Consider the following 24224-nt stretch of genomic DNA (forward strand, 5'->3'; position numbering starts at 1 on the left):
GTAGCGAATTTACCGAAAGGTGCGGTTCGGCCGCTTGGAACGTTGGGTCGGCTTTGGCAAGACGCTTGACTAGTTGCCAGGCAAGGCATAAGGTTGGTTAGTTAACTACTTGATTACTAACACTTTAGGTTGGCTGGATCAGCCCCACCTAAACAAACCGGAGCATTGTCGGTGACTAAGAAAGAAATCGTTCGCACCATTGCCCACCAAACTGGATTGCCACCCCAGGACATTAAGCGAATCGTTCAAGAAACCTTCGACTCGATTATCGAATCCTTGGTTGAGGAAGGTCGGCTGGAACTGCGGAACTTCGGTGTCTTTCAAGTAAAGACTCGGTCCGCAAGAAAAGCTCGCAATCCGAAATCAGGCCAAGAGGTCGAGGTGCCTGAGCGGTACGTAGTGACCTTCAAACCTGGATTGATTATGCAGCAAAAAGTGGCTGCGATTGATTCAAAGAAGGCTGCGAAATGGGATGTCGAATCGGCTGGCAGCGGCGATGATTCGGATTCGGACGATTGATTGATAGCCCAAAAGGGTACAGGAAAAGCGGTCATTGGGTCGCTGTGCCTGGTACTCTTGAGCGGCTGATGGGCTCGGTTAGGAACGAGCGAGCGGTTTACGCAACTTGGTAGTTAATTCAAAGTACGATTGTGCTGTTTGTCGGCGGGTGCTGGCAGAGCCGATCAAGGGATCACGGAGGATCGTTCGATGCGACAACGACTGTGTCTGCTCATTTTGGTATGCGGTTGCCTCAGTTCGATGGTCGGTTGCTTAATTCCAGCCTACTCCGCATTGCCCACGCGGCGTGCAGAGCAACTGATTTACACCTCCGAGAACCTAAGAAACTTAGTCGACGAGTGGGAACGCTTCTGGTTGTTGGATCAGCCTTCGCACTTATCCCCCTATCGCGTACATGGCGGCGTCATCTAGTTGGACTTCTCCGTCCACTTCTGCGACCAGACCGCTTATCGAAACGCTTAGTTTTGCTATACTTACGGCTCGAAATTCGAATACCCTTCGGATTTCGGCTAGATGGTGCCTTAGATCGAGGTCCGATGCGGCTAACGCAGCCGTAATGGGGCTTTGTGCACCGCTAGCTCGATTTAATTTCGGCTGTAACGAGGAAAGCTAGCTTGTCGAACATCCCGCCCAACGACGACGAATTACCCGCAACAAACAATAACGGCAGCGGAGACGGCACCGGCGATTTGCCACCAACAGTCCCAAGTGGCGACGGCGGCAACGGTGGTCGCATGACGGATATGCCGATCGAGGATGAGCTCCGCGACAGCTATCTGACCTATGCCATGAGCGTCATCGTCTCGCGCGCTCTGCCAGACGTCCGCGACGGCCTGAAACCTTCTCAGCGGCGTATTCTGGTCGCGATGAACGACTTGAATTTGACTCCTGGAGCATCCCGCGTCAAATGCGCGAAAATCTCCGGCGATACCTCCGGGAACTATCACCCGCACGGTGAAGCGGTCATCTACCCCACGCTAGTTCGCATGGCCCAGGAATGGAACATGCGACATATCTTGATCGACAAGCAAGGGAACTTCGGTTCGATCGCTGGTCTGCCCGCCGCTGCCATGCGTTATACCGAAGCTCGCTTGAGCCCTGCGGCAGCGTCGATGCTGGAAGATATTAAGCTGGATACGGTCGACTTCATTCCGACCTACGACGAACAGCGTTTGGAGCCGGTCGTGCTGCCCAGCAAATTCCCAAGCTTGCTGGTCAATGGAGCGACCGGGATCGCGGTCGGGATGGCAACTAGTATTCCGCCGCATAATCTGCGCGAGGTCTGCGCGGCAATTATCAAGGTGATCGATAACCCGGACGTGACCATCGATGAAATGATGGAAGTGTTGCCGGGCCCCGATTTTCCAACCGGCGGCATTATCTGCGGACGAGCCGGTATTCGACAAGCTTACACGCGTGGCCGCTCCACCATTGTGGTACGCGCCCGCACCACGATCGAAGAAAAGAAGAATCGCTCGCGAATCATCATCCACGAGATCCCCTTCCAACAGTTCCGCGATCGCGTGGTCGAAAAGATCGCTGACTTGGTCAAAACCGATCGCATCAAAGGGATCTCCGGAATTCGCGACGAAAGCGATTTGAAGGAGCCCGTCCGCTTGGTGATTGATATCAAGCAAGGGCACGACCCCGAAATTGTCTTGAACCAACTGTACCAGTTCTCGCCGCTGCAAGACACTTTTTCGATGATCTTCCTGGCGCTGGTGGATGGCAAGCCGCGCGAGCTGACGATCAAAGAGATGTGCCAGGAACATATCCGGCATCGCGTGACGGTCATTCGTCGTCGGACGCAATTTTTGTTGCTGCGAGCTCGCAAGCGCAAGCACGTGGTCGAAGGATTGTTGCTGGCGCTGGCTGATATCGATCACATTATCCAGATCATCCGCAACTCGCGAACACAAGCCGAAGCCAAAGAACGCTTGATGGGCGTCGAAGTCCCTGCGTCCATGATGGAGCGAGCTTTGGGCGAACGCGGTTACAAACAACTGCAGATCGAAAACGAGCCGACGGATGTCTTCCGTTTAACCAGTATTCAAACCGATGCGATCTTGCGGATGACGTTAGGTCAGCTCGCTGGGTTGGAACAAGAAAAACTGGTCAACGAGCATTCGGAACTGCTGACCGAAATCGAAGATTACCTCGATATCTTGGGCGATCCAGAACGCATCCTGGGGATGATCCGCAGCGATCTTCAGGACTTGGCGGATCGTTTTGGCGATAACCGCCGAACGTACATTTCCGAAGAGCAATTGGGCAACTACGACATCGAGGATTTGATCACCGAAGAATCGATGGTGGTCACGATCTCTCATCGCGGTTACATCAAACGTACGCCTTCCACAACGTATCGAGCTCAGCGACGCGGGGGCAAAGGCATTGCTGGTGCCAAGTCCGAAGATGAGGATCCAATCGAGCATCTGTTTGTCGCTAGCACACACGCTTATCTCTTGTTCTTTACCAACCAAGGGAAAGTCTATTGGCAAAAGGTTTACGATATTCCGCAAATGAGTCGCGAGAGCCGTGGTCGTGCGATCGTCAATTTGTTGAATCTGACTCCGGAAGAGAAAATCCGCGACTGCGTTGCGGTTCGAGACTTCGATCTGCCGGGCTACTTCCTGATGATGGCGACCAAAGCGGGCGTCGTAAAGAAGACCGCCTTGGAAGCTTATAGCCGTCCCAAGAAGGGTGGCATTATCGCAATCAAACTGCGCGAGGATGACGAATTGGTCGATGTCGTGCTGGTCAAACCCAACGATCAAATCGTGCTTTCGACCGCCGATGGCATGGCCATTCGTTTCGCGGAAACCGACGCGCGGCCTATGGGTCGCAATACGTCCGGTGTTCGCGGGATCAAGCTGAAGAAGGGCGACGAAGTCGTCGGCATGGTGGTCGCTGATCCGGATGCGACGTTGCTGACTGCGTGCGAGAAAGGCTACGGCAAACGGACAACGTTCGGCCCTGGCGATGTGCTGGCCCCGCCACCGGAAGAGGCTGTCGATGAGAACGGCGAAGTCATCGAAGCGGTCGAAGTTACAGCGGAAGAGATCGACGCGACTGCTGAGTCGCCTGAGGCAGAAGACTTTAATTCGTCCAATCGATATCGTACGCAACGTCGCGGCGGTAAAGGGGTCAAGGACATCAAGACTACGCAGCGCAACGGCCGCGTGGTCGCAGTGGTGCCTGTCACCGACGCGGACGAACTGCTGCTGATGACCACGCGTGGCAAGATCCAACGCATCGCCGCCAAAGACATCTCCATTGTCGGACGCAATACACAAGGCGTTCGCATCATGTCGATGGACGATGCCGATTCCTTGACAGCCGTCGTTCGCGTACCGGTAGAAGCTGTCGAGCCGGTGGACGATATCGAAGCGACGACAACGGTCGATCCGATTGCACCTGCCGAGCCGATTGAGCCGGTTGAAGGCGACGAAACGACTGGCGAACTTTAATAATTCTTTGCAAGATTCCCTAAACGGCACGACTATTCTGTCGCGCCGTCTCTCGGCAAATAACGCATGCTTTAGCCAACGTCCACTCATTTGCTAGTATTCGATCGCCGATCAGCGTAGAGGCGTTCTGCTGGCAATTTACATTTGGTCGTTTTTGGTTCTTGAGAGTTAGGCGAGGCATCCTTCATGGCGCGCTGGAAAATGTTGGCAACGCTTGCGGTCCCTATGATTGCGTCTTTGAGCCATATGTCGTTGGTGCCGTGCCGCGCCCAGACGCCCGTTTCGGTGCAGCAGCAGAACCCAGTGGCGGTTCCGAAGTTCAAGAATCGCGATCTGGAACGAGACGTCTTGTTCTCGCAGTTGGCCGAAGACGTCCAGCGATTCGAAGCTCAGTATTCGCTGCTGCGCCGCGCGGTACAACTGGTCTTGCCCAGTATCGTTCACATTGAAGCGATCAAGACCACCGCCGGCGATTCATCGCTGACGTCCGCTTCGCGCAGTGAGTCTCGCAAGATTGAAGAGGCCGGAGCCGGAATCATGGTCGAGGTCAACGGCCAGCAATACGTGGTGACGAATCGGCACGTGATTCACTCGGCCGAACTGCGGTCGATTCGTTTGGAGACCAGCGATCATGGGCGTTTGCAACCGGTGCGGGTGTGGAGCGATCCTTCGACCGATATCGCGGTCTTGCAGGTCCAAGGTGACGCGTTCACACCCGCTCGCATTGGCGACAGCAGCAACATGGAATGTGGTGACACAGTGTTTGCGGTTGGCAGCCCCTTTGGATTGAATCACAGTGTGACATCGGGGATCCTCAGTGCCAAAGGTCGCCGCAATTTGGACTTGGGCAACCGAGCGATCGATATTCAGGATTTCTTCCAGACTGATGCCGCGATCAATCCTGGCAACAGCGGCGGGCCGTTGTTTAACTTGCGAGGAGAAGTCATTGGTATCAACACCGCGATTGCAAGTAACTCGGGCGGCAACGAAGGTATCGGTTTTTCGATTCCGATCAACATGGTAACGACCGTGGTGGAACAATTGGTCAGCAACGGCCAGTTGAAGCGTGCTTACCTGGGCGTTCAGATGGAGAACCAGTTTGATGCGACCAAGGCGAGGCAATATGGACTGAGCCAACCTGAGGGTGCGTTGGTCAAAGCGATTCGACCGCAATCGCCGGCTGAGGCGGCGGGGCTCCGATTCGGCGATATCATTCTGTATTTCAATGGCGTCAAGATTATGGATGACGGCCATCTGGTACAGACCGTTGGCTTGTCGCCGATTGACAAGCCGATCAAGCTGCTGATTTTGCGTGACAAGCAGCGTATAGAATTGCTGATTACGTTGCGGGAGCTGCCTCCGGTCTATTAAAGCGAACGCGTTTGGCGTAGGCCGGTAACAAGGTCGCGATTGTCGTTGCCGGAACGTCGTTTAACCGCGTGGGCATCGCCCCGCGTTAGTTGTGGTCGGCGTTGGCGCCGCGGCCCGATGGGCTCGCGGTTAAACGAAGAGGGTGCGGGATCGTCTGGGACGTTGGCATGGTAATGGCGCTCCCTCCCCCGTCGCTCGCGGTACTCGCGGCCGACCCTCCCGAAGGGAGGGTGAAGAAACGCGTACGCCTATCGGCTGACGGTTAAACGAAGATGCGTACGCCTTCGGCTGACGGTTAAACGAAGATGCTCGTAGGCCGGTAACAAGGTCGCTTCATTTCTTGCCGGAACTGCGTAAAGCTTCTCCAAAAATGTCCGATTGGATTAGTGAAGCTGAAATAGATCAAGCGGCCGAAGTTCCGGCGCAGGAGTTGGCTTTACTAGTTCCGGCCTACACTACTCTTCAGTCTTCACTCAATCTCATCGCTCGCGACGAAGATCTAACGTCATCGGGAAATCAGGATTCTTCCTAGGCAATCGACCTACGAGACTCTGTGCTGGCGTGCCAAACGTACTAAAGCGAGCAGCACGACGCGCTTCGGCCTCCAATGCGTTTACTGGGAACGTCTCATAATTGCGACCCGCTGGATGAGCCACATGATATGTACATCCGCCTAACGATCGCCCCGAACGAACATCCAGCAAATCAATCACCAGCGGCGTATGCACCGGGATCGTTGGATGGAGGCACGATGGCGGTTGCCAAGCTCGATAGCGGACGCCGCAAACATAATGACCTGGCGTCGACGTGTTATGCATCGGCGCAACAAAACCATTCACCAAAATCTGATGACGCCGTGGATCTAGATTGTTCGCCGAAACTTGCATCCGCTCAACCGACGAGTCCACAAACCGCACCGTACCGCCCCCACCAGGCTCTTCACCCAGTACGTACCAAGGCTCAATCGCACTCCGCAGCTCAATTTGCACCCCGTCATACAACACATGACCAATGATCGGCATGCGGAATTCGTAGTGCGGCTCAAACCAAGCCGGATCAATCTCAAAGCCCTCACGCTGCAGATCGGTTACGACTGAGTAGAGATCTTCCCGCAAAAAGTGAGGCAACATGAATCGGTCATGCAACTGATCACCCCACTCAATGAGCGGTGCTTGGTAAGGCTTCTTCCAAAACATGGTCAACAAGCTGCGAACCAACAAATGCATCGTCAAACTTGTTTGGGCATGTGGCGGCATCTCGAAAGCTCGAAGCTCCACCAACCCCAATCGACCCGAAGCACTGTCGGGCGAGAACAGCTTGTCGATACAGATTTCCGAGCGGTGCGTGTTCCCCGTCAAATCGATCAACAAGTTTCGCAGCACTCGGTCCACTAGCCAAGGCGGTACGACTTCGTTTGGACCTGGCAATGTCTCCAAAGCGATCTGCAGTTCATAGATCGCGTCACGACGGCCCTCGTCCACTCGCGGTGCTTGACTGGTTGGTCCAATAAATCGCGAACCAAACACGTACGAAAGCGAAGGATGGTTGACCCAATAAGCGATCATGCTGCGCAGCAAATCAGGCCGACGCAAGAAGGGACTATCGGCCGGATACGCCCCCCCCATGACGACGTGATTCCCGCCGCTGGTGCCAGTGTGCTTGCCGTCCAAATCAAATTTTTCAGTGCCCAAACGCGTCTGTCGAGCTTCGTCGTACAGACCAGTCACAATATTCGTAAGCTCGTCCCAAGTTCGCGCGGGCTGGACGTTGACTTCGATAACTCCTGGATCGGGCGTCACTTTGAAATTGCCAAGCCGATGGTCCATCGGAGGCAAGTAGCCTTCGATCACCACGGGCATATGCAGTTCATCGGCGGTGACTTCGACGGCAGCCAGCAGATCGACGTAATCTTCCAAGCGTTCCACCGGCGGCATGAAAACATAAAGTCTTCCTTCGCGCGGTTCGACACACATCGCCGTTCGAATCACAGGTCGCTTGTCCGCATCCTTAGGATATGGCGGCAGTTCAGTACTTTCCGCTTCGAACAAGTCCGACTCTTCATCCAATTGCTCCGCATAACTAGCACGATAGCGTTCATGAGCGTCCATACCGTATGTCGCTCCAGAACTGATATGCATCGCGGAGTAGTCCGGTTCGTGGTCAATCACGCTCTCGCGGTCGACAGCGCTCTGCGCGACCTGAGCTTGCTTGCGAGCCATGCGTTGCTGCATTAACGTCTCCGTCGGCAGCGGGGGGCGATTCGTGAATGGATCTTGTGGAAAGAAATCGCCCAGCATATTCTTGCCCTGATAGGGCAACGAATCCAATGGCAAACGCAAGCCCAGCGGCGAATCGCCCGGCAACAAGTAGAGCTGTTCGGGACGCACGGGCCATGGACCACTGCTCCACACATAACCGAACTTACCGCCAGATTGCTGTTGCTGGATCTGTTGCCACTGACGCTTCAAAGGCAGCACAACTCCGGTCGGTTTGCTTAGCCCCTCGCTGAAGACGCGAGCCATTCGCGCACGCTCCTCGGGGTCTTCCAGCTTGGGGTCCGCGGGATCAAGATTGACTGGCAAATTGCGTTCACGCCAAAGATAGTAAAGCGGATCTTCGTAAGCCGGCATCAACCAATGCGGTTCGACGCCCAATACGCGAGCCAACGTTTTTGCAAATCGTTTCGCGTGTCGAAACTTAAATCCGTAGTCGCGACTTTCGTCGGCAATCAAAGCTTCGTTGTGCCACAGCGGGACACCGTCGATTCGCCAATAGCAACCCATGGCCCAGCGTGGAAGCGATTCGCCAGGATACCATTTGCCTTGTCCGTAATGCAACAATCCGCCTGGTGCAAAGCGACGTCGCAAACGCTTGATCAGTTCGCCGCTCAAGCGACGTTTGTTCGGACCAACGGCGGCTCCATTCCACTCGGCGCCTTCCATGTCATCGATCGAAACGAAGGTTGGCTCCCCCCCCACGGTCAGTCGCATGTCTTGCGCATGGATCTGTGCGTCGACAGAGCGGCCTACTTCATTGATCTTCTGCCACTGCAAGTCAGTGTACGGTTTGGTCGTTCGAGGATCTTCGCGGAACCGCGTCAACGTCATCTCGAATTCAAAGGTCGATTCACACAGTTCGATCGCGCCGGTGATCGGCGCTGCACTGGCTGGTTCTGGCGTGCACGCCAACGGAATGTGCCCTTCGCCGCACAACAAACCGCTAGTTGGATCCATCCCGATCCAACCCGCGCCAGGAATGTAGACTTCCGTCCAAGCGTGCAGGTCCGTGAAGTCGGTTTCCGGGCCGCTGGGCCCGTCCAAAGACTTCATATCGGGGGCAAGCTGGATGAGATAGCCGCTAACAAATCGCGAAGCAAAGCCCAAGTTGCGTAAGATCTGAACCATCAACCAAGCGGAATCGCGACACGAGCCGCGCTTGATCTTCAGCGTCTCTTCTGGAGTTTGAACGCCGGGCTCCATGCGGATCGTGTAACTGACCTCCGATTGCAAACGCTGGTTCAACGCGACCAGCATATTGACCGTGTTCTTTGGAGTCCGATCGATCGAGTCGATCCACGCTTGCAACAACGGCCCGACGGGAGCAATCCGCCGAAAGGGTGCGAGGTCGGCCGCTAAATCGGGGTCATATGCGAACGGAAACGTGTCGGCTTCTTCGTCGACAAAAAAGTCGAACGGATTGATGACCGCCATGTCGGCGACCAACGAGACGTCGATCTCGAAGCGACCGGTTTTCTCAGGAAAGACGTAGCGGGCGATGTAGTTGCCCTGCGGATCTTGTTGCCAATTGCAGAAGTGCGTCGACGGCGTGACCTTCTGCGTATACGACAAAATCGGCGTGCGGCAGTGCGGCGCGGGCTTTAAGCGAACGATTTGCGGAGCAAGTGAGATATTCCGATCGTAAACATAAGCAGTACGATGGTGCAGACTAACTTGAATCGACATTCTGACTTTCAATTACAGGTGCAATGATAAGCTGTACGGGCTGAAATGTACAACGCGGAGATGAAATTGCTGCCCCAATCGCATCTCGCTGCCTTTGCATGATACGAGAAACCGGCGGCGGAGAAAGCCAAAAAGGCACGCTTTCCAAAACTTCGCAATTTTTTCAGCAAACTAACCGCACGGTCCAATTCCCTAACCTACATACATACGTCGGTGAAGTGCCGCCCAAGCAGCGGCTCCCCCGCCAACGAACGCGGGCCTTGCACGCACCCTTTTGGCCGTAACTCAAGTATGTATTGCGATGATTGATCAACTAAAACGCTATTGGATCGGGCTGCTGGTCGTTGTGCTGGTAGGTTTGCACGGTGCAATTGTAGCGATGATCCGGATGGAAGCGGCAACGGCAAAAAAGAACTTTTCCTGCGAAGTCGATTTAGGCACTTATGTCGTCCGCGGGCCCGATTCGCTGGGGCCACTGCAACTGCGCGTCCACTCGCTATCGCCAGTCAACCATCGCATGCAAGCTCGCCACTTGATCGAGCTGAACCAGAATCAAGTGCGACAAGCGATCGAAGAATTCCTGCGTCAAACGCCCAACGAACTGCTCCAGGATCCGATTCTGTCGGACTTGAAGCAACAGTTGCTGGACATCATGATTCAAACGGTTGGTAAAGCTTCTGTGGAAGAGGTCCTGATCACCGAACTGCGGCCCGTCGACCAGCGTTTGCAGTGGACTTTCGGATCACCATCCCACAAGGACGTGCCGCGTGTGGTTATTACTCGACGTGAAGACCACGAAGCTTATCAAGCCGAAGCCGAGAAGAAACTTGCCGCCGCAACCGCAGCCGCTCATGGTGGCGGACATGGCGGTGGGCACGGTGGCGGACATGGCGGTGGGCATGGAGACGATCATGGTGGCGGACATGGCGATGATCATGACGACGGACACGGAGATGAACACGGCGCTGATCATGGCGATGGCCACGGAGACGCACATGGCGGTGGGCATGCCGCGGATTCGCATGGCGGGCATGGTGGGCACTAAGTGACTACAGCTAAGCTGCTTTGTTCTTATCCCGCTCACTCAACATTTTCGATATCTCCAGCTTCTTGATTTCCTCTTCGGCCGCGGCCGCTTGAAGCTCTTGCTGGATGCGCAACTCAGCGCGTTTTTTACGTACGACTTCAAACAGATGCTTCTTCTGTTGCAGCGTCTTCACTTCGTTGGTCAACCACGTTTGCAGCTTGTCATGCAGCGCGCGACTTCGCGCGTTCGAAAGTCGCAGGAAGCTGGTTAGCGCAAGGAACGCTCCCACCAGCCAAACTGCAGTTGTCCAATCGAATGTCATAGTGGATGCCTATGGAAACTTGTGAATTGTGCCACTCTTCGTTTATTCGTCAGCCCCAGGCGTACGTGTTTCTTTTTCACCCTCCCGTTCGGGAGGGTCGGCCGCGAGTTCCGCGAGCGACCGGGGAGGGGGGCAGTTGTTCGTAGTACCGGCTTTAGCCGGACTGACCTGCGGAAAACTCAAACCAATTCCGCCTAAAGGCGGGACTACAAACCTCCGGGCCCGCTTGCCCCCTACCAGTGTCAAATCACTACGCCGCTTTGCTTCCCGAACCTGACTTGCCAGAGAACATCGAGTGCAATCGATCAAACTCCTCCAAGCTCGTAAAGTGTACGACAATGCGACCGCGGCCTCGCGATGTCCGCTGGATCTCCACCTTCGTCCCCAAACCCATCTTCATCTGCTGCTCGAGCAACGCCAACTGATCGTCCTTCATGCTCGTCTTCTTCGACTTGGCAACCGCGGTCGCTAAACCGCCATCTTCGTCGTCCTCGGCTCGCACAATCTCGCCCACTCGACGCTCCACCGCCCGGACACTCCAACCCTCCAACACCACTTGCCGCGCCAACTCGAACTGCGCCTTCTCCGACCCCAATGCTAGCAAAGGCTTGGCATGGCCACCGGTCAGCTCACCGCGTTGCACCATATCGATGATCGACGAAGGCAACTCCAGCAGCCGCATGGCATTTGTAATGGTGGTTCGATCGAGCGACAAGCGGTTCGCGAGCTCTTCTTGCGTACAGCGATGTTCGTCCAGGTAGCGACGGAACGATAGTGCTTTTTCGATAGCATTCAGGTCTTTACGCTGCAAGTTCTCGATGATCGCTAGCTCGGAAACCAAGCGATCGTCGGCCTCGCGAACTTCGGCGCGAATGGTCGGTAGCCCCGCATGGATGGTCGCTCGCAAACGGCGCTCACCGCTGATCAACTGGTAGCGATCGCCGACTTTGCGGACCAACACAGGCTGGATCTGCTGGTGCGTCTTGATGCTCTCGGCCAGTGACGCAATCTCTTCGGGGTTGAATTGTCGTCGCGGTTGGAACGGGTTCGTATCGATCTCGGTGACCTTCAATTCCATCGAGCGGATGGGGATGCTGACCGCTTGCGAATCGGCGTCGTCGCTGGACTGACTGCGAGCTTCATGGGCCAGCGCGGCGATCTTGGCGACGCGGCCTGCATCGGCCGAAGCTGCTGGTTCGTGAGCTGCACTTGTGTCGGATGAATGCAGTTGAGGCGAGCCGGAACCGTGCTCAAAGCCCTCTTCACCATCCACGGGCGTACCTAGCAATGCGGCCAGCCCTCGGCCAAGTCGACGGTCTTTAGTCACGATTCATAACCTCCATGCAAAGTTCAATATAGGCGCGAGCACCACGGCTGCGCGGAGCGTAATCCAGCACGGACTGGCCGTAGCTGGGAGCTTCGCACAGTGCGACGTCGCGGGGAATTACAGTGTCAAAAACAATCTCGCCAAAGAACTCGCGGACCTCGTTGTCGACCTCATGCGTCAACTCCAACCGCGGGTCATACATCGTAAGTAGGATGCCTCCGAACGTCAGCGAGTAACGTTTGGATTTCATGATGTCGCGAATGACATGAATCATTTGGGATAGGCCTTCCATCGCGAAATACTCACAGTGGATTGGCATCAGCACTTCCGTACTGGCTTGCAGAGCAGCTCGCGTCAACTGGCCTAGCGAAGGCGGGCAATCGATCAGGATCGCGTCGTACCAGCGGGCTTCATTGGCCAGATGCTGAGCGATCTGTGCGGATTCGTTTTCGGTGGAATTGGCAAGCCGATCGACGTCGACAAAGGACCTGCTGCCTGGAACCAAGAACAAGTTTTCTAAGTTGGTCGATTGCGTGCTTGCTCGCAGGGGTTGGTCGAGCAGCAGGGGATGTTTGTCGACAGGTTCGTGTCCCATCCCGCTAGTGGCATTACATTGTGGGTCGAGGTCGACGACCAGCGTCCGTTGTCCTGCTTCGGCAAGGCATGCGGCCAGATTGATGGCTGTCGTTGTTTTGCCGACGCCACCTTTTTGGTTTGCGATACAGAAGATACGAGTTGACGGGTCCATGGGATGAGCAATACAGGATTACCACGTGACGGGTCAAGCGGGGTTTGGGTAGCCGACCGTTTTGCACAAACGCTGCTTCACCCTCCCTTCAGAAGGGTCGGCCGCGAGTAGCACGAGCGTCCGGGGAGGGGGCGTCAATTCAACGCTCACTTGTTAAGTAAGAGCACATTGTCATCGTTTAGCCGTAGGCCGGAACAAGTAAAGCCAGCCCAGCGGCGGAACTTCAGTCGCTTTCACTTTGCCAACGTCACTAACCCGCCTAGCCATTGTTTGATTGGCTTTACGTAGTTCCGGCAAGTAGCTAAGCGACCTTGTTCCGGCCTACCGACAAGAACGTTCCATTCCGCCTAAAGGCGGTACTACAAACAACTGAAAATCCGCTATAATTCACGGTATGAACGCTCCACTTGATTTGAAAGAACTACTGGCCAGGCACGATCTGCCCATGATCGCTGAGATCTTGCGAGATAAGCTGGAAGCTGAAAAGCTTCAGCGCGCTCAGTTTCGCCAAGACCTGACGGCAAGTGTCAAGCAAGAATTCATTGCCGGCGAGATCATCATGCACTCGCCCGCAAAAGCGCGACATTTGCGAGCAACAGAAAATCTCTCGACTCTAGTGAGGAACTACATTCATTCGCGGCGTCTGGGAGAAGTCTTCAGTGAGAAGGCATTGATCTGTCTAACTCGTAACGATTACGAACCCGACATCTGCTTCTTCGGCAACGCCAAAGCGACTGCATTCACGCCGGATACGACGGAGTTCCCGGCTCCAGATTTTATTGTAGAAGTGCTTTCCCCATCGACCGAGAAGATCGATCGCGGCACCAAGTTCGAGGATTACGCTTTGCATGGCGTCGCGGAGTATTGGCTAGTGGATTGTGAAGAACAAGCGGTCGAGCAGTATATCTTGCGTAGTGGCGAGTCATCGTATCATTTGGCTTGCAAGGTCGCTCAAGGCGAAGTGCGCTCGACCGTCATCGATGGTTTTGTGATTCCAGTCCAAGCGATCTTTGATGCGCATCTGAATCGCGAAGTGTTGCTCAAGATGCTTTCATAAATTAAATGCTAGTGTTACGTGCCACTTTTGTTTTGCCGCGTTCGTTTTTTCTTCACCCTCCCTTCGGGAGGGTCGGCCGCGAGTTCCGCGAGCGTCCGGGGAGGGGGCACCATTTAGACGCACGATTTCCAGATGATCTCGCAGCGTCTTCGTTTAACCGTCAGCCATGCTTGTAGTCCCGCCATTAGGCAGAGCGGTACTTGAACGCTCCATTCCGCCTAAAGGCGGTACTACCAACAATTGAAACTTCGCTATAATTCACGGTATGAACGCTCCACTTGATTTGAAAGAACTACTGGCCAGGCACGATCTGCCCATGATCGCTGAGATCTTGCGAGATACGCTGGAGGCGGAAAAGCAACAGCGCGCTCAGTTTCGCCAAGACCTGACGGCTAGTGTCAAACAGGAATTCATTGCTGGCGAGATTATCATGCATTCGCCCGCGAAAGCGCGACATCTGCAAGCGACAGAACGATTGTCTCGATTACTGGCAACATACGTCGAGGTACAAGATCTCGGCCAAGTCTTCAGCGAGAAGGCATTGATTTGTCTAACTCGTAACGATTACGAACCCGACATCTGCTTCTTTGGCAACGCCAAAGCGACTGCGTTCACGCCGGATACGATGGAGTTCCCGGCTCCAGATTTTATTGTAGAAGTGCTTTCCCCATCGACCGAGAAGATCGACCGCGGCACCAAGTTCAAGGATTACGCTTTGCATGGCGTCGCGGAGTATTGGCTAGTGGATTGTGAAGAACAAGCGGTCGAGCAGTATATCTTGCGTAGTGGCGAGTCATCGTATCATTTGGCTTGCAAGGTTGCTCTAGGCGAAGTGCGCTCGACCGTTATCGATGGTTTTGTGATTCCAGTTCAAGCGATCTTTGATGCGGAGCTTAATCGCGAAGTGTTGCTCAAGATGCTTTCATAATTTAATGCTAGTGTTACGTGCCACTTTTGTTTTGCCGCGTTCGTTTTTTCTTCACCCTCCCTTCGGGAGGGTCGGCCGCGAGTTCCGCGAGCGTCCGGGGAGGGAGCGTCAATTCAACGCTCACTTGTTAAGTAAGATCACTTTGCCTTCGTTTAGCCGTAGGCCGGAACAAGTAAAGCCAGCCCAGCGCCGGAACTTCAGTCGCTTTCACTTTGCCAACGTCACTAACCCGCCTAGCTATTGTTTGATTGGCTTTACGTAGTTCCGGCAAGAAGATACGCGACCTCGTTCCGGCCTACGGACAAGAATGACCCATTCCGCCTAAAGGCGGTACTACGAACAACCAGAGGCGTACGCGTCCTTCTTCACCCTCCCTGCGGGAGGGTCGGCCGCGAGTTCCGCGAGCGTCCGGGGAGGGGGCGTCAATTTAACGCTCACTTGTTAAGTAAGATCACTTTGCCTTCGTTTAGCCGTAGGCCGGAACAAGTAACGCCAGCCCAGCGCCGGAACTTCGGTCGCTTTATGACTATCAGCTCCATTAACCCAATCGGACATTTTTGGAGAGGCTTTACGTAGTTCCGGCAAGTAGCTACGCGACCTTGTTCCGGCCTACAGACAAGAACGCTCCATTCCGCCTAAAGGCGGTACTATGAACAGGCACAACAAACGCGGGGCGATGCCCACGCGGTTAAACGATGTTTCCGACGGCTCAGGTCAACGGATTGACCACCAAACCACTCACAAGCTTCGGATAGAAGTACGTACTCTTGGCCGGCATGCGTTCGCCGTGCAACGAGATCGCTCGGATATGATCTATCGTAGCTGGCATCACCAAGGCCGCTACTGGATACTCAAGATTACCCTCCAGTTGCCCGTGCAACCCGGAAATTACTTCATCCACTTGATGCACATACGTCGGTTTTGGATGTCCTGCAAATCCCAGTAGCTCATCAATCACCAATCGATGCAAGATCGATACTCCTAAGTTCCGCCAATCATCGCTCTGGTCCGGCGACAACTCAGCCATCTTGTCTAACGCCTCAGGTTTGGCAGTCAACAACAACCACTCATCGGACGCTTTCGAATACAACGCCATAATCGACTGGTCATCTTGAAACTCCATCTGCTCCCAACATTCATGCGCCTTCTCCGCCCCCTTGCCCAACGACTCCACGTCAAAGTACCCTGCGACCTTGGCGCGAATCTCGTCGGCCGTCAACGATCCCACACCACTTAAAAGTCGATGTGTCGGTAAGACCACCAGGCCCGGATCGCTCATGCCAACCAACATAGTCAACACAAAGTTTGCGGGGTCTTGGCTATCCAACTGCCCGCCAGCCGCTTCAGCCCTCTCGTCGCGATAGTTGCAAGCTGTCTCGTAACGATGATGCCCATCAGCGACAAACATCGGCAGGTTCTCGATCGCCGTCGCGACGTGACTGATCACGTTAATGTCCGCTATCGGCCACATCGTATGTTTGACTCCCAAGTGATCGATTGCCACCAAGCCCTGCTGCCCCGCAACCGTCGCTTCGATCATGTCGGCGATGAAGTTTTCGGGATCAGGGTACAAGCCAAAAATCTGTGACAAGTTCGCTTGCGTTGCTCGCGTCAGCTTCAGCCGATCGTCCTTCGCTTTGGCATGCGTCTGCTCGTGCGGGTAAATGTTCCCTTCGCCGAACCGCTGCAGCCGCACTCGGGCCATGAAGCCGCGACGGGAAAGCGTTTGACCATCGACCTCGAAAGTTTGAGTATAAAAATAGATTGCCGGATCCGGCTCGCTTTGCAAAACGCGTTCGGAAGTCCACTCCTTAAAAATGTTCGCGGCACGAGCGTAAACTGCGTCGGCATCCGGGTCGTCCGGTTCGGCCCGATTAAGCTCCAAACGCAGGAAATTGTAAGGGCTCAAGTTGTACAAATGGTTCTGTAAAGCAGAATCCACCACATCGTAGGGCGGCGCGATGACGTCAGAAAGCGATCCTACGCGGGCAAGATCAAAACGTAGGCCGCGGAAAGCTTGAATTTCAGGCATTGTGCAGTTTATTGGTTGGAATGTTGGAGCGGCGTCAATTGCGACTCGTAGATTTGTCGCCGCCAACTATAATCGCCAATCTCAAATTCGGAAAGCACTTGGGATCAGGCGGGGCAGATACACGATGAGCGACAACAAACCACTTCTAGGCTTAAATGCCTTAGTCACCGGGGCCGCACGCGGGATCGGCCAAGGCATCGCGGTCGAGCTTGCCAAGTCAGGTGCCAATGTCATGCTGAACGATCTGAATGACGCTAGCGAGACGGCGGCAATATGCCAATCGCATGGCGCTCGCGTCGCGATGTCACTGGGTGACGCTTCGTTGCGCGAGACTTGCGACGCGGCCGTGGAAGCGACCATGGCCAAACTTGGCTCAATCGACATCGCGGTATCCAACGCGGCCTACAGCGACCGCGAGCGATTTAACGTTGCGAGCTTAGAGGGCTTCGAGCGGACGATCAACGTCTGCATGTGGGGCCCCTACTTTCTTGCTCGGGCCGCTTCCAATGCCATGATCGCTCAAGGCAAAGGCGGTTCGCTGGTCTTCATCAGCTCGCCACATGCTTACAAAGCGATCCCAGGTGCGACCGCTTATAATATGGCGAAAGCGGCGATTGATCAGCTCGCTCGAACCGCGGCCGTTGAACTTGCCGAGTATCGCATTCGATCGAACTTGATCCATCCCGGTTGGACCGACACTCCCGGCGAACGCAAGTTTTTCAGCGAAGAGACCCTGCAGCAACGCGCAAAGCAATTGCCACTAGGCCGTTTAGCTCAACCCGCCGATATCGCCCGCGGCGTTGTCTTTCTAGTTAACCCAAGTAACGATTACATTACCGGCGCGACGCTCACCATTGACGGCGGTATCAATCTGCCGTTTGACCAAATGAGCCGCCTTCAAGAGAAACCAGCATCCCCCTCATGACCAAGAACCTTCGCGAACCGCTCGTGTTCCATGCGCTGCAGGAGCACGACAAACAGACGTTGTCAGCCGCTCTCCGCAGTTGGATCAAGGGGCAAAGCTGGAATGCTATCAAAAAGACAATCACTTCGCGTCGCGTACAGGTGAACGGCAATTTGTGTGTGGACGACGCGAGGCGTTTGAAGGTTGGCGACGTGGTACGAGTTTTACCGCGGCCGGTTGCCAAGCAGATCGACGCGTCGCTGATCCGCGTTGCCTATTTGGATGACCATATTGTCGTGTTGGAGAAGCCTGCGGGTGTGACTTCCGTGCGGCATTTTGAAGAGCGAAAGATGCATGTGCGTCGACGTCAATTGCAGCCGACGCTGCAGGAGTTGGCTCCTGAGGCGATCGCGCGCAAGCTGTACGAGTTGCGGCACGCTCATCCGGATGTTGACCTGAAGCGACGCAAGCCGCGATCCGAGCAGGAGGTCGATGCGTTGATCAGTTCCGCCAAACGTCGGCATCGCGTGGCGGCCGTCCACCGTCTGGACCGCGACACCAGTGGGCTGATCATGTTCGCTCGGACCAAGGAAGCGGCATTAGCACTGAATAAGATGTTTCGCAAGCATGAGATTGATCGTCGCTATACGGCGGTGGTTCAAGGCGAATGTCCAGCGCAATCGTTGGTCAGTTATATGGTGCGTGATCGCGGCGATGGTCGTCGAGGCAGCATCGCAATTCAAGATGGTAAGGTGCCTGAAGAGGCCCGTCGAGCGGTCACGCATGTGCGACCGGTGCAGCATTTTGTGGTTCGTACCAAAGACAATGCGCCTCAGACGTACACGATGGTTGAGTGCAAGTTGGAGACGGGTCGCACTCACCAGATTCGCATCCATTTATCGGAAGCGGGCCACATGATTTGTGGCGAGTCGATCTACAACCGCACGTTGACTGGCAAGTCGATTGCGGATGTCAGTCGAGCTCCGCGGCAAGTGTTGCATGCGGGTGCTTTGCGATTTGTGCATCCACTGACGGGCGAGAAGGTTGCCTTGAAGATGGATTTGCCGGAAGAGTTACGGCGTTGGCTAGACGGCCTAGCTGCATCCAAAGTGCAGTAGGACAGGCTTGTGGGGGCCTTCACCCTCATCTGGGAGGCTTCACCCTCCTTGGGGAGGGTCGGACGCGAGTAACACGAGCGGCCGGGGAGGGGGCGGCTATAACCTACTTACCACCACATTAACCTGTTGACTTCATCCCAGAGCCACTACTAATTCGACGAGAAAACGAATACTCGATTCGAAGATGTTTTGCGATCGCTCGCCCAACATCTTCAGCACCTTTCTCGACATCCTTATCGGTGAATCGGATAATATCCCATCCGAGCTCGCGTAATGCTTTCTCTCGTGCAAGGTCTTCTGACACGATGGCGTCGTGGTACCCACCATCGATCTCGATGACTAGCTTTTTCTCAATGCATGCAAAGTCAACGATGAACTGACTAATTGGATGTTCTCGTCGGAACTTTAAACCACATAGCTGCCTTGATCGCAGAATGCTCCATAGTAGTCCCTCGGAGACCGTGCGTATTTTTCGTCGTTGTCGCGCGTTTGAGATAGACTTATTGGACATAGCTGCTTGATCAACCTTTAATGTATCGCAATTCCATTCCCCCCTCCCCGACCGCTCGTGGAACTCGCGTTCGACCCTCCCGAAGGAGGGTGAAGCCAGCCCCCCCCCGCGCACTCCTTCACTGCACCATCAAATATCCGATTCGCTCAGATATCCGATTCGCTTGGAACGACGTAAGGCTTTCGATACTCGCGAGTCAACATGGCGTTGGCGGCGTCGTTGCCAATGAACGTCTCACTCACTGGGTCCATCTTCAACAATGGACCAAAGGCCAGCGGAGTCGCCTTCAAGTCGACTTTGTTTTCGCCCAAGTGCTCCTTCATGCGATCGAAAGTCTCTTGAATCTCCTCTTGCCGCGGCAAGCCCTCGACAAACGACGTCACATCATCCACTGTCGCTGTTTCGCCTAAGCGATAAGAAATATTGCCCGTATGGCAAAGTGCGCTGGATAGATGGCCTTCCAAGATCGACGCGTTCAATTCATCTGGATTACGCGACGTCACAGCCGACAAGAAGTTGTCGTAATGGATCTGATCATCCCCCCCGCGGAAGGTGCGAACTTCTTTACCATCCAAATCGAACACGGTCGCCGAAGTATAGTAGTTCGGAAACACAACGTAGCCAGTCGAACCGTATGCGATCAAGCCAACCGCCGCACCTCGATAAGGCTTGGTTTCCAAGCCACGAACTTCGAAGATAATCCGCTTGTCGCCAAACTCGTGAATCAGAGTTTGCGTATTGGCCGTCTCGCCTGCATCCTCATAACCAACGCGACCACCGAATGAGAACACTTGGTCGCTCAGTTGGTTCACACCCAGGGCCCAGCGGCTAATATCCATTTGATGGATGCCTTGGTTGCCCAAGTCACCGTTGCCATAAGCCCATTGCCAATGCCAGTCGTAATGGAACTTGGGTCGTGTTAAAGGCAGAATCTCTGCAGGCCCGCTCCATAGATCGTAGTCCACGTAAGCAGGCACGTCGTAATTGCCCTTTTCGCCAATCGAAGGCCGACGCTTGTAGCACAATCCGCGCACCAGTTTGACTTCGCCGATCCCGCCTTCGTGGATGTACTTGATGGCATCGCTGATACCGGGGTTCGAGCGGCTTTGAGTTCCTGTTTGGACGATCTTGCCATACTTCGCCGCGGCCTGAACCGCTCGACGGCCTTCGCTTACGTTGTGCGACACCGGCTTTTCACAATAGACATCTTTGCCTGCTTGAACCGCCCAGATAGTGGCCAGCGCGTGCCAGTGGTTGGGCGTACCAATCGACACGGCATCGATCGATTTGTCTTCGAGTAGTTTGCGGATATCCTTGACCCACTCCGGCTTGCGGCCATTCTGCAATTTGGCGGTGTCTTCGCATTTCTTGTATCCGACTTGTTCATCTGGATCGCAAATGTGGGTTACAACACTGTTGGCCGCTTTTGCAAAGGCCGACAGGTGCGAGCTGCCACGTCCATTAGCACCGATAACAGCGACGTTGATTTGCTCGTTCGCGGAGACTTTTTCTTCGGCTTCTTGAGCGAAAAGGGACCTATTTTGAGCAGCATGAGCAGCGGCAATGGCGGTGGCTGACGCGAGCAGAGAGTCGCTTAGGAAACGGCGGCGATTTTTTGGGTGGGACATGGAGGGATACCTTGCTGGGAAATAGAGGCGGAAACAAACCAAGCCCCATTCTACCTCCATCTGTATGGCAATGAAAGTAACCTAATCGAATCGATAGACATCGCCGGGCTTCCTTCAGCAGGATATGCGGAGCGAGATGTTCGCCGCAGATTCATGATGAGTGGACAACGCCGGTTACTCCTCCTCTTCCGACACACCTCCCAGAATCCGGCGATTGAAGGCTCCTGCGCTAAAGAGCATTTCCTCGACGGCCACGTCGACGTCGACGAGCGTGATCTGTTGGTCGGGGCCGCGGGCAATCGCATACTGAGTGGCTCGACGCATAAGCTCCTTGATAAAGGCCGCACTGGTCCGATCCGTCTTGCTGACGATCGCTGTCACGACGTCATCTTCGAGCTGCTGACTTCCCGCATACAGTTTGGCCAATCGACGTCGACTGTCATCATCTGGAAGCGGGTACTCAATGGCCTGATCAATTCGACCAGGACGCGCGGTCAACGCATTCTCCAATGCTTCCGGCCGATTGGTCGTGAGAATGAAAATGATTTCTGCGTCAGGACGAAGACCGTCCATCTCATTCAACAATTTATTCAACAGTACCTCTTCACACGTATTCATGTCCTCGCGCTGACGCGCAATAAGGTCTGCGTCTTCGATAATCACAAGGCTGGGCTGAAGGAGCCTCGCCAGATTCATATATTCAGACAACCAACCGATCTGTTCCGAAGTTATGATCAGTGTCGTCGTTCCAGGAAGCGCTTGGCTGAGATAATGAACGGTATGCGTTTTCCCCGTTCCCGGAGGTCCAAACAGCAGCAGACCTTTCTTTAGATTCATGCCTCGCTTGGCAAGCTCGGGTCTCTGTTGTACGAACTTGATCACGTTGCGATCGAGCAAGTCGAGCGTCCGCTGTGGAAGAATGACCTCTTCGCGGTCAACTGTCTTCAGCTCATGAACCTTGATTCCAGCCGCATATCCGCGATAGTCACTTGACCGTTCAAACGACAGGATCTTGCCGCGATAGCAAGTGGAAGATTCAACTCGCCGTTGCATTTCGGTTAGAAAAGCCTGAGCGAAATCAAGCGATGGTTTCGAATTCGGAACCGCGATCTCAAGCTGCACATGCTCTCGCTCGCGATATGCTGGCGGTGCCCCTAACACCACCGCGTACGGTTCACCGGAGTTTGTCGCCAGCCAAAGCCCATTGCTCAAGCAACTGACGGTCTCGCCGTTGCCAACTTCGATATCCGTATAGGTCAACGGACCCACTTTGGCGGCCAAATGCTTGTCTTCCTCGGTCAGCGTTCGAAAATCGAGCCCGTCATGTCGATTCCGCGAACTCAGTCCAAGCAACTTGCAACCCGGATCGCCGCTCAGCAGAGAACTGAGCGCCAACTGCACGTCGGCTCGCACGTGCGCCGGAAATTGACGTTTCGAGATCACTAGAGTATCCAGTTTGAAGTCATGGAAATGATTCTTCAATAGCTGAGCGGTCGTCTCAAACTTCGGAAAAGCGTCCTCCTCCGGTGATAGTAGCCAGCGAACTGGAACAAGCTTCGCCGACTTGCTCTCGGGCTCGAACAAATTCTTGTATGCCTTTGGGTCAACCTTCAGCTTCTTGACAACTCTTGCATTCGGTTCTGCCTGCACGGCGGCAATGATCCGACCAATATCGGATGAAGTTTGGATTCCGAATTGTGCAAGAGTCCCCCAGGGATTCTCCGGGTGGTGAGCAAACAGATAGGCCAGTACGGCGGAGCAGATGTTGACCGCAGTGTAGAACTCCTCTTGATTCTGCTCATGCTTCGGAGGAAAAACGCATGCAGCCTTCATATTCTTCAAGACAAAGTGAATCAGATGAATGGCCTGTGACGGAAAGCCAAGTTCTCTGGCGATCGTTTCGTAAACTTTTTCCACGTGGATTCCTCCGAAGTTAAGTGCACGGATTGCGGAGCGGACACTGAGTTGCGATCGACTCAATTGTAATGACAAAGCGATTCTCTTGAGGTTCACTTTGAAGAAGATTGGCGTAGGCCGGTAACAAGGTCGCTCTGGTTCTTGCCGGAACAGCGCAAAGCCAATCGAGCAATGGCTAGGTGGGTTAGTGATATTTCATGAGATTAAGCGACCGCAGTTCCGGCGCTGGGTTGGCTTTGCTTGTTCCGGCCTACGGCTACTACAAACACGGCCTACATCTTGTAACCAAACGTGTCTGCGACGGCGCGATTGGTGACGGTGCCGCGATCAATGTTCAAAGCGGATCGCAACGGAGGATACTTTTCTATCGCAGCGTCCAAGCCCGCTTCGCAAATGCGCAAGACCCATGGCAACGTCACGTTACACAAAGCATAGGTACTTGTACGCCCCACCGCACCTGGCATGTTGGTCACACAATAATGAACTACATCGTCCACAATATAGGTCGGCTGCTGGTGCGTCGTCGGCCGAGATGTCTCGAAACAACCACCCTGATCAATAGCAACATCTATCACCACACTGCCAGGCTTCATCAATTTGAGATCTTCAGCTCGTACCAAATGAGGAGCCTTCGCGCCAGGAATCAATACCGATCCAATCACAAGATCCGCCAGCTTCAACTGCTCGCGTATCGTATACCGGTCGCTGAAGAGGGCGTTGACGTTGGGCGGCATGACGTCATCCAGATACCTTAAGCGATCAAGGTCCACGTCCAAGATCGCAACGTCCGCTTGAAAACCCGCTGCAATCCGAGCGGCGTTCGCACCCACAATCCCGCCACCTAAAATAGTAATGTGCGCCGGCGCAACACCTGGTACTCCGCCCAACAAAATCCCGCGCCCCATTTGCGGTCGCTCAAGGTATTTTGCTCCCTCTTGAATGCTCATGCGACCAGCCACTTCGCTCATCGGCGTCAGCAGCGGCAGTCGGCCGCGTTCGTCACGCAACGTTTCATACGCCAAACATCGAGCTTCACTGCATCGCATCGCTTCGGTCAACTCGCGACTCGCAGCGAAATGAAAGTACGTAAAGATCACTTGGCCTGGACGCACCAACGGCCACTCCTCAGGCATCATCTCTTTGACCTTCACAATCAAATCAGCTCGTTCGAACAAGTCTTCGGTCGATACCAGTTTCGCACCAGCTCTCAAGTACTCATGATCTGCAATCCCGCTGCCCACGCCGCTGTTAGGCTGCATCAATACGGTATGGCCACGCAGTGTGAGCTCTTCCACGCCGACTGGCAACATTGCAATACGATACTCGTCCGCTTTGATTTCCTTGGGTACCCCGATAATCATGAACTGCTCCTAGAGATTCTGT

At 54.5% G+C, this 24224-nt stretch carries 18 protein-coding genes; 9 read left to right on the top strand and 9 right to left on the bottom strand.

The genetic code is table 11. The features are described from left to right. Window positions 1-171 precede the first annotated feature (171 nt). The 4 genes from SH302x_RS17190 (at window position 172) to SH302x_RS17205 (ending at window position 5360) form a co-directional block, all read left to right on the top strand. Window positions 172-519, top strand: a complete 348-nt coding sequence (locus SH302x_RS17190; RefSeq protein ID WP_479363634.1) for an HU family DNA-binding protein — start codon at window positions 172-174, stop codon at window positions 517-519. A 189-nt stretch (window positions 520-708) separates the two neighbouring features. Then, complete coding sequence (locus tag SH302x_RS17195) at window positions 709-930, top strand: hypothetical protein (RefSeq protein WP_479363635.1); 222 nt, start codon at window positions 709-711, stop codon at window positions 928-930. Between the two features lie 332 nt (window positions 931-1262). After that, window positions 1263-3989 (top strand): DNA gyrase subunit A, encoded by a 2727-nt coding sequence (gene gyrA / locus SH302x_RS17200; protein ID WP_479369282.1) that lies wholly within the window; start codon window positions 1263-1265, stop codon window positions 3987-3989. A gap of 186 nt (window positions 3990-4175) precedes the next feature. Continuing rightward, window positions 4176-5360, top strand: coding sequence for a S1C family serine protease (locus SH302x_RS17205; RefSeq protein ID WP_479363637.1), 1185 nt, complete (start codon window positions 4176-4178; stop codon window positions 5358-5360). Window positions 5361-5839: 479 nt separating this feature from the next. Here SH302x_RS17205 and SH302x_RS17210 read toward each other — a convergent pair whose 3' ends face one another. Next, window positions 5840-9322: a transglutaminase family protein gene (locus tag SH302x_RS17210; protein ID WP_479363639.1), complete on the bottom strand. Its 3483-nt coding sequence runs from the start codon at window positions 9320-9322 to the stop codon at window positions 5840-5842. A 301-nt stretch (window positions 9323-9623) separates the two neighbouring features. Between SH302x_RS17210 and SH302x_RS17215 the strand changes: the two genes are divergently transcribed. Then, a complete protein-coding gene (locus SH302x_RS17215; protein WP_479363641.1) occupies window positions 9624-10367 on the top strand; it encodes a hypothetical protein in 744 nt (247 codons plus the stop codon). 10 nt (window positions 10368-10377) lie between these two features. On the opposite strand, the gene SH302x_RS17220 is transcribed toward SH302x_RS17215, so the two are convergent. The 3 genes from SH302x_RS17220 to SH302x_RS17230 form a co-directional block, all read right to left on the bottom strand. After that, the gene (locus SH302x_RS17220) at window positions 10378-10671 is read right to left on the bottom strand and encodes a hypothetical protein (protein WP_479363643.1); all 294 of its coding nucleotides are present in this window, start codon (window positions 10669-10671) and stop codon (window positions 10378-10380) included. Between the two features lie 250 nt (window positions 10672-10921). After that, window positions 10922-11998 carry a ParB/RepB/Spo0J family partition protein gene (locus tag SH302x_RS17225; RefSeq protein WP_479363645.1) on the bottom strand — a complete coding sequence of 359 codons (1077 nt, stop codon included), beginning with the start codon at window positions 11996-11998 and terminating at the stop codon, window positions 10922-10924. Beyond that, on the bottom strand, window positions 11991-12746 hold the full coding sequence (locus tag SH302x_RS17230) for a ParA family protein (RefSeq protein ID WP_479363647.1): 756 nt from the start codon (window positions 12744-12746) through the stop codon (window positions 11991-11993). The genes SH302x_RS17225 and SH302x_RS17230 overlap by 8 nt, the downstream gene beginning before the upstream one ends. Window positions 12747-13140: 394 nt before the next feature. Between SH302x_RS17230 and SH302x_RS17235 the strand changes: the two genes are divergently transcribed. Then, window positions 13141-13803, top strand: coding sequence for a Uma2 family endonuclease (locus tag SH302x_RS17235; RefSeq protein WP_479363649.1), 663 nt, complete (start codon window positions 13141-13143; stop codon window positions 13801-13803). Between the two features lie 265 nt (window positions 13804-14068). Continuing rightward, on the top strand, window positions 14069-14731 hold the full coding sequence (locus SH302x_RS17240) for a Uma2 family endonuclease (protein ID WP_479363650.1): 663 nt from the start codon (window positions 14069-14071) through the stop codon (window positions 14729-14731). 709 nt (window positions 14732-15440) lie between these two features. Here SH302x_RS17240 and SH302x_RS17245 read toward each other — a convergent pair. Then, the gene (locus SH302x_RS17245; RefSeq protein WP_479363651.1) at window positions 15441-16763 is read right to left on the bottom strand and encodes a DUF1015 domain-containing protein; all 1323 of its coding nucleotides are present in this window, start codon (window positions 16761-16763) and stop codon (window positions 15441-15443) included. A 124-nt stretch (window positions 16764-16887) separates the two neighbouring features. Between SH302x_RS17245 and SH302x_RS17250 the strand changes: the two genes are divergently transcribed. Then, window positions 16888-17688: an SDR family NAD(P)-dependent oxidoreductase gene (locus tag SH302x_RS17250; protein ID WP_479363653.1), complete on the top strand. Its 801-nt coding sequence runs from the start codon at window positions 16888-16890 to the stop codon at window positions 17686-17688. After that, entirely contained in the window at window positions 17685-18785 is a 1101-nt protein-coding gene (locus SH302x_RS17255; RefSeq protein WP_479363654.1) for an RluA family pseudouridine synthase, read from the top strand. The genes SH302x_RS17250 and SH302x_RS17255 overlap by 4 nt, the downstream gene beginning before the upstream one ends. Before the next feature lie 118 nt (window positions 18786-18903). On the opposite strand, the gene SH302x_RS17260 is transcribed toward SH302x_RS17255, so the two are convergent. The 4 genes from SH302x_RS17260 to ald all read right to left on the bottom strand — a co-directional run bounded on the left by SH302x_RS17260 (window position 18904) and on the right by ald (window position 24202). Then, window positions 18904-19296: an endonuclease domain-containing protein gene (locus tag SH302x_RS17260; protein WP_479363656.1), complete on the bottom strand. Its 393-nt coding sequence runs from the start codon at window positions 19294-19296 to the stop codon at window positions 18904-18906. Window positions 19297-19442: 146 nt separating this feature from the next. Further along, entirely contained in the window at window positions 19443-20924 is a 1482-nt protein-coding gene (locus SH302x_RS17265) for a Gfo/Idh/MocA family protein (protein WP_479363657.1), read from the bottom strand. Between the two features lie 174 nt (window positions 20925-21098). Beyond that, window positions 21099-22841: an AAA family ATPase gene (locus SH302x_RS17270; RefSeq protein ID WP_479363658.1), complete on the bottom strand. Its 1743-nt coding sequence runs from the start codon at window positions 22839-22841 to the stop codon at window positions 21099-21101. A gap of 272 nt (window positions 22842-23113) precedes the next feature. Then, window positions 23114-24202, bottom strand: a complete 1089-nt coding sequence (gene ald, locus SH302x_RS17275; RefSeq protein ID WP_479363659.1) for an alanine dehydrogenase — start codon at window positions 24200-24202, stop codon at window positions 23114-23116. Window positions 24203-24224 lie beyond the last annotated feature (22 nt).

Source organism: Njordella calcicola (genome assembly GCF_056494125.1).

What these genes read in the sequence shown, in the direction of transcription:
- SH302x_RS17245 (WP_479363651.1), bottom strand. Translation starts at nt 16,763, where the DNA reads ATGCCTGAAATTCAAGCTTTCCGCGGCCTACGTTTTGATCTTGCCCGC.
- SH302x_RS17260 (WP_479363656.1), bottom strand. Translation starts at nt 19,296, where the DNA reads ATGTCCAATAAGTCTATCTCAAACGCGCGACAACGACGAAAAATACGC.
- SH302x_RS17265 (WP_479363657.1), bottom strand. Translation starts at nt 20,924, where the DNA reads ATGTCCCACCCAAAAAATCGCCGCCGTTTCCTAAGCGACTCTCTGCTC.
- SH302x_RS17240 (WP_479363650.1), top strand. Translation starts at nt 14,069, where the DNA reads ATGAACGCTCCACTTGATTTGAAAGAACTACTGGCCAGGCACGATCTG.
- ald (WP_479363659.1), bottom strand. Translation starts at nt 24,202, where the DNA reads ATGATTATCGGGGTACCCAAGGAAATCAAAGCGGACGAGTATCGTATT.
- gyrA (WP_479369282.1), top strand. Translation starts at nt 1,263, where the DNA reads ATGCCGATCGAGGATGAGCTCCGCGACAGCTATCTGACCTATGCCATG.
- SH302x_RS17215 (WP_479363641.1), top strand. Translation starts at nt 9,624, where the DNA reads ATGATTGATCAACTAAAACGCTATTGGATCGGGCTGCTGGTCGTTGTG.
- SH302x_RS17230 (WP_479363647.1), bottom strand. Translation starts at nt 12,746, where the DNA reads ATGGACCCGTCAACTCGTATCTTCTGTATCGCAAACCAAAAAGGTGGC.
- SH302x_RS17210 (WP_479363639.1), bottom strand. Translation starts at nt 9,322, where the DNA reads ATGTCGATTCAAGTTAGTCTGCACCATCGTACTGCTTATGTTTACGAT.
- SH302x_RS17220 (WP_479363643.1), bottom strand. Translation starts at nt 10,671, where the DNA reads ATGACATTCGATTGGACAACTGCAGTTTGGCTGGTGGGAGCGTTCCTT.
- SH302x_RS17250 (WP_479363653.1), top strand. Translation starts at nt 16,888, where the DNA reads ATGAGCGACAACAAACCACTTCTAGGCTTAAATGCCTTAGTCACCGGG.
- SH302x_RS17195 (WP_479363635.1), top strand. Translation starts at nt 709, where the DNA reads ATGCGACAACGACTGTGTCTGCTCATTTTGGTATGCGGTTGCCTCAGT.
- SH302x_RS17255 (WP_479363654.1), top strand. Translation starts at nt 17,685, where the DNA reads ATGACCAAGAACCTTCGCGAACCGCTCGTGTTCCATGCGCTGCAGGAG.
- SH302x_RS17235 (WP_479363649.1), top strand. Translation starts at nt 13,141, where the DNA reads ATGAACGCTCCACTTGATTTGAAAGAACTACTGGCCAGGCACGATCTG.
- SH302x_RS17205 (WP_479363637.1), top strand. Translation starts at nt 4,176, where the DNA reads ATGGCGCGCTGGAAAATGTTGGCAACGCTTGCGGTCCCTATGATTGCG.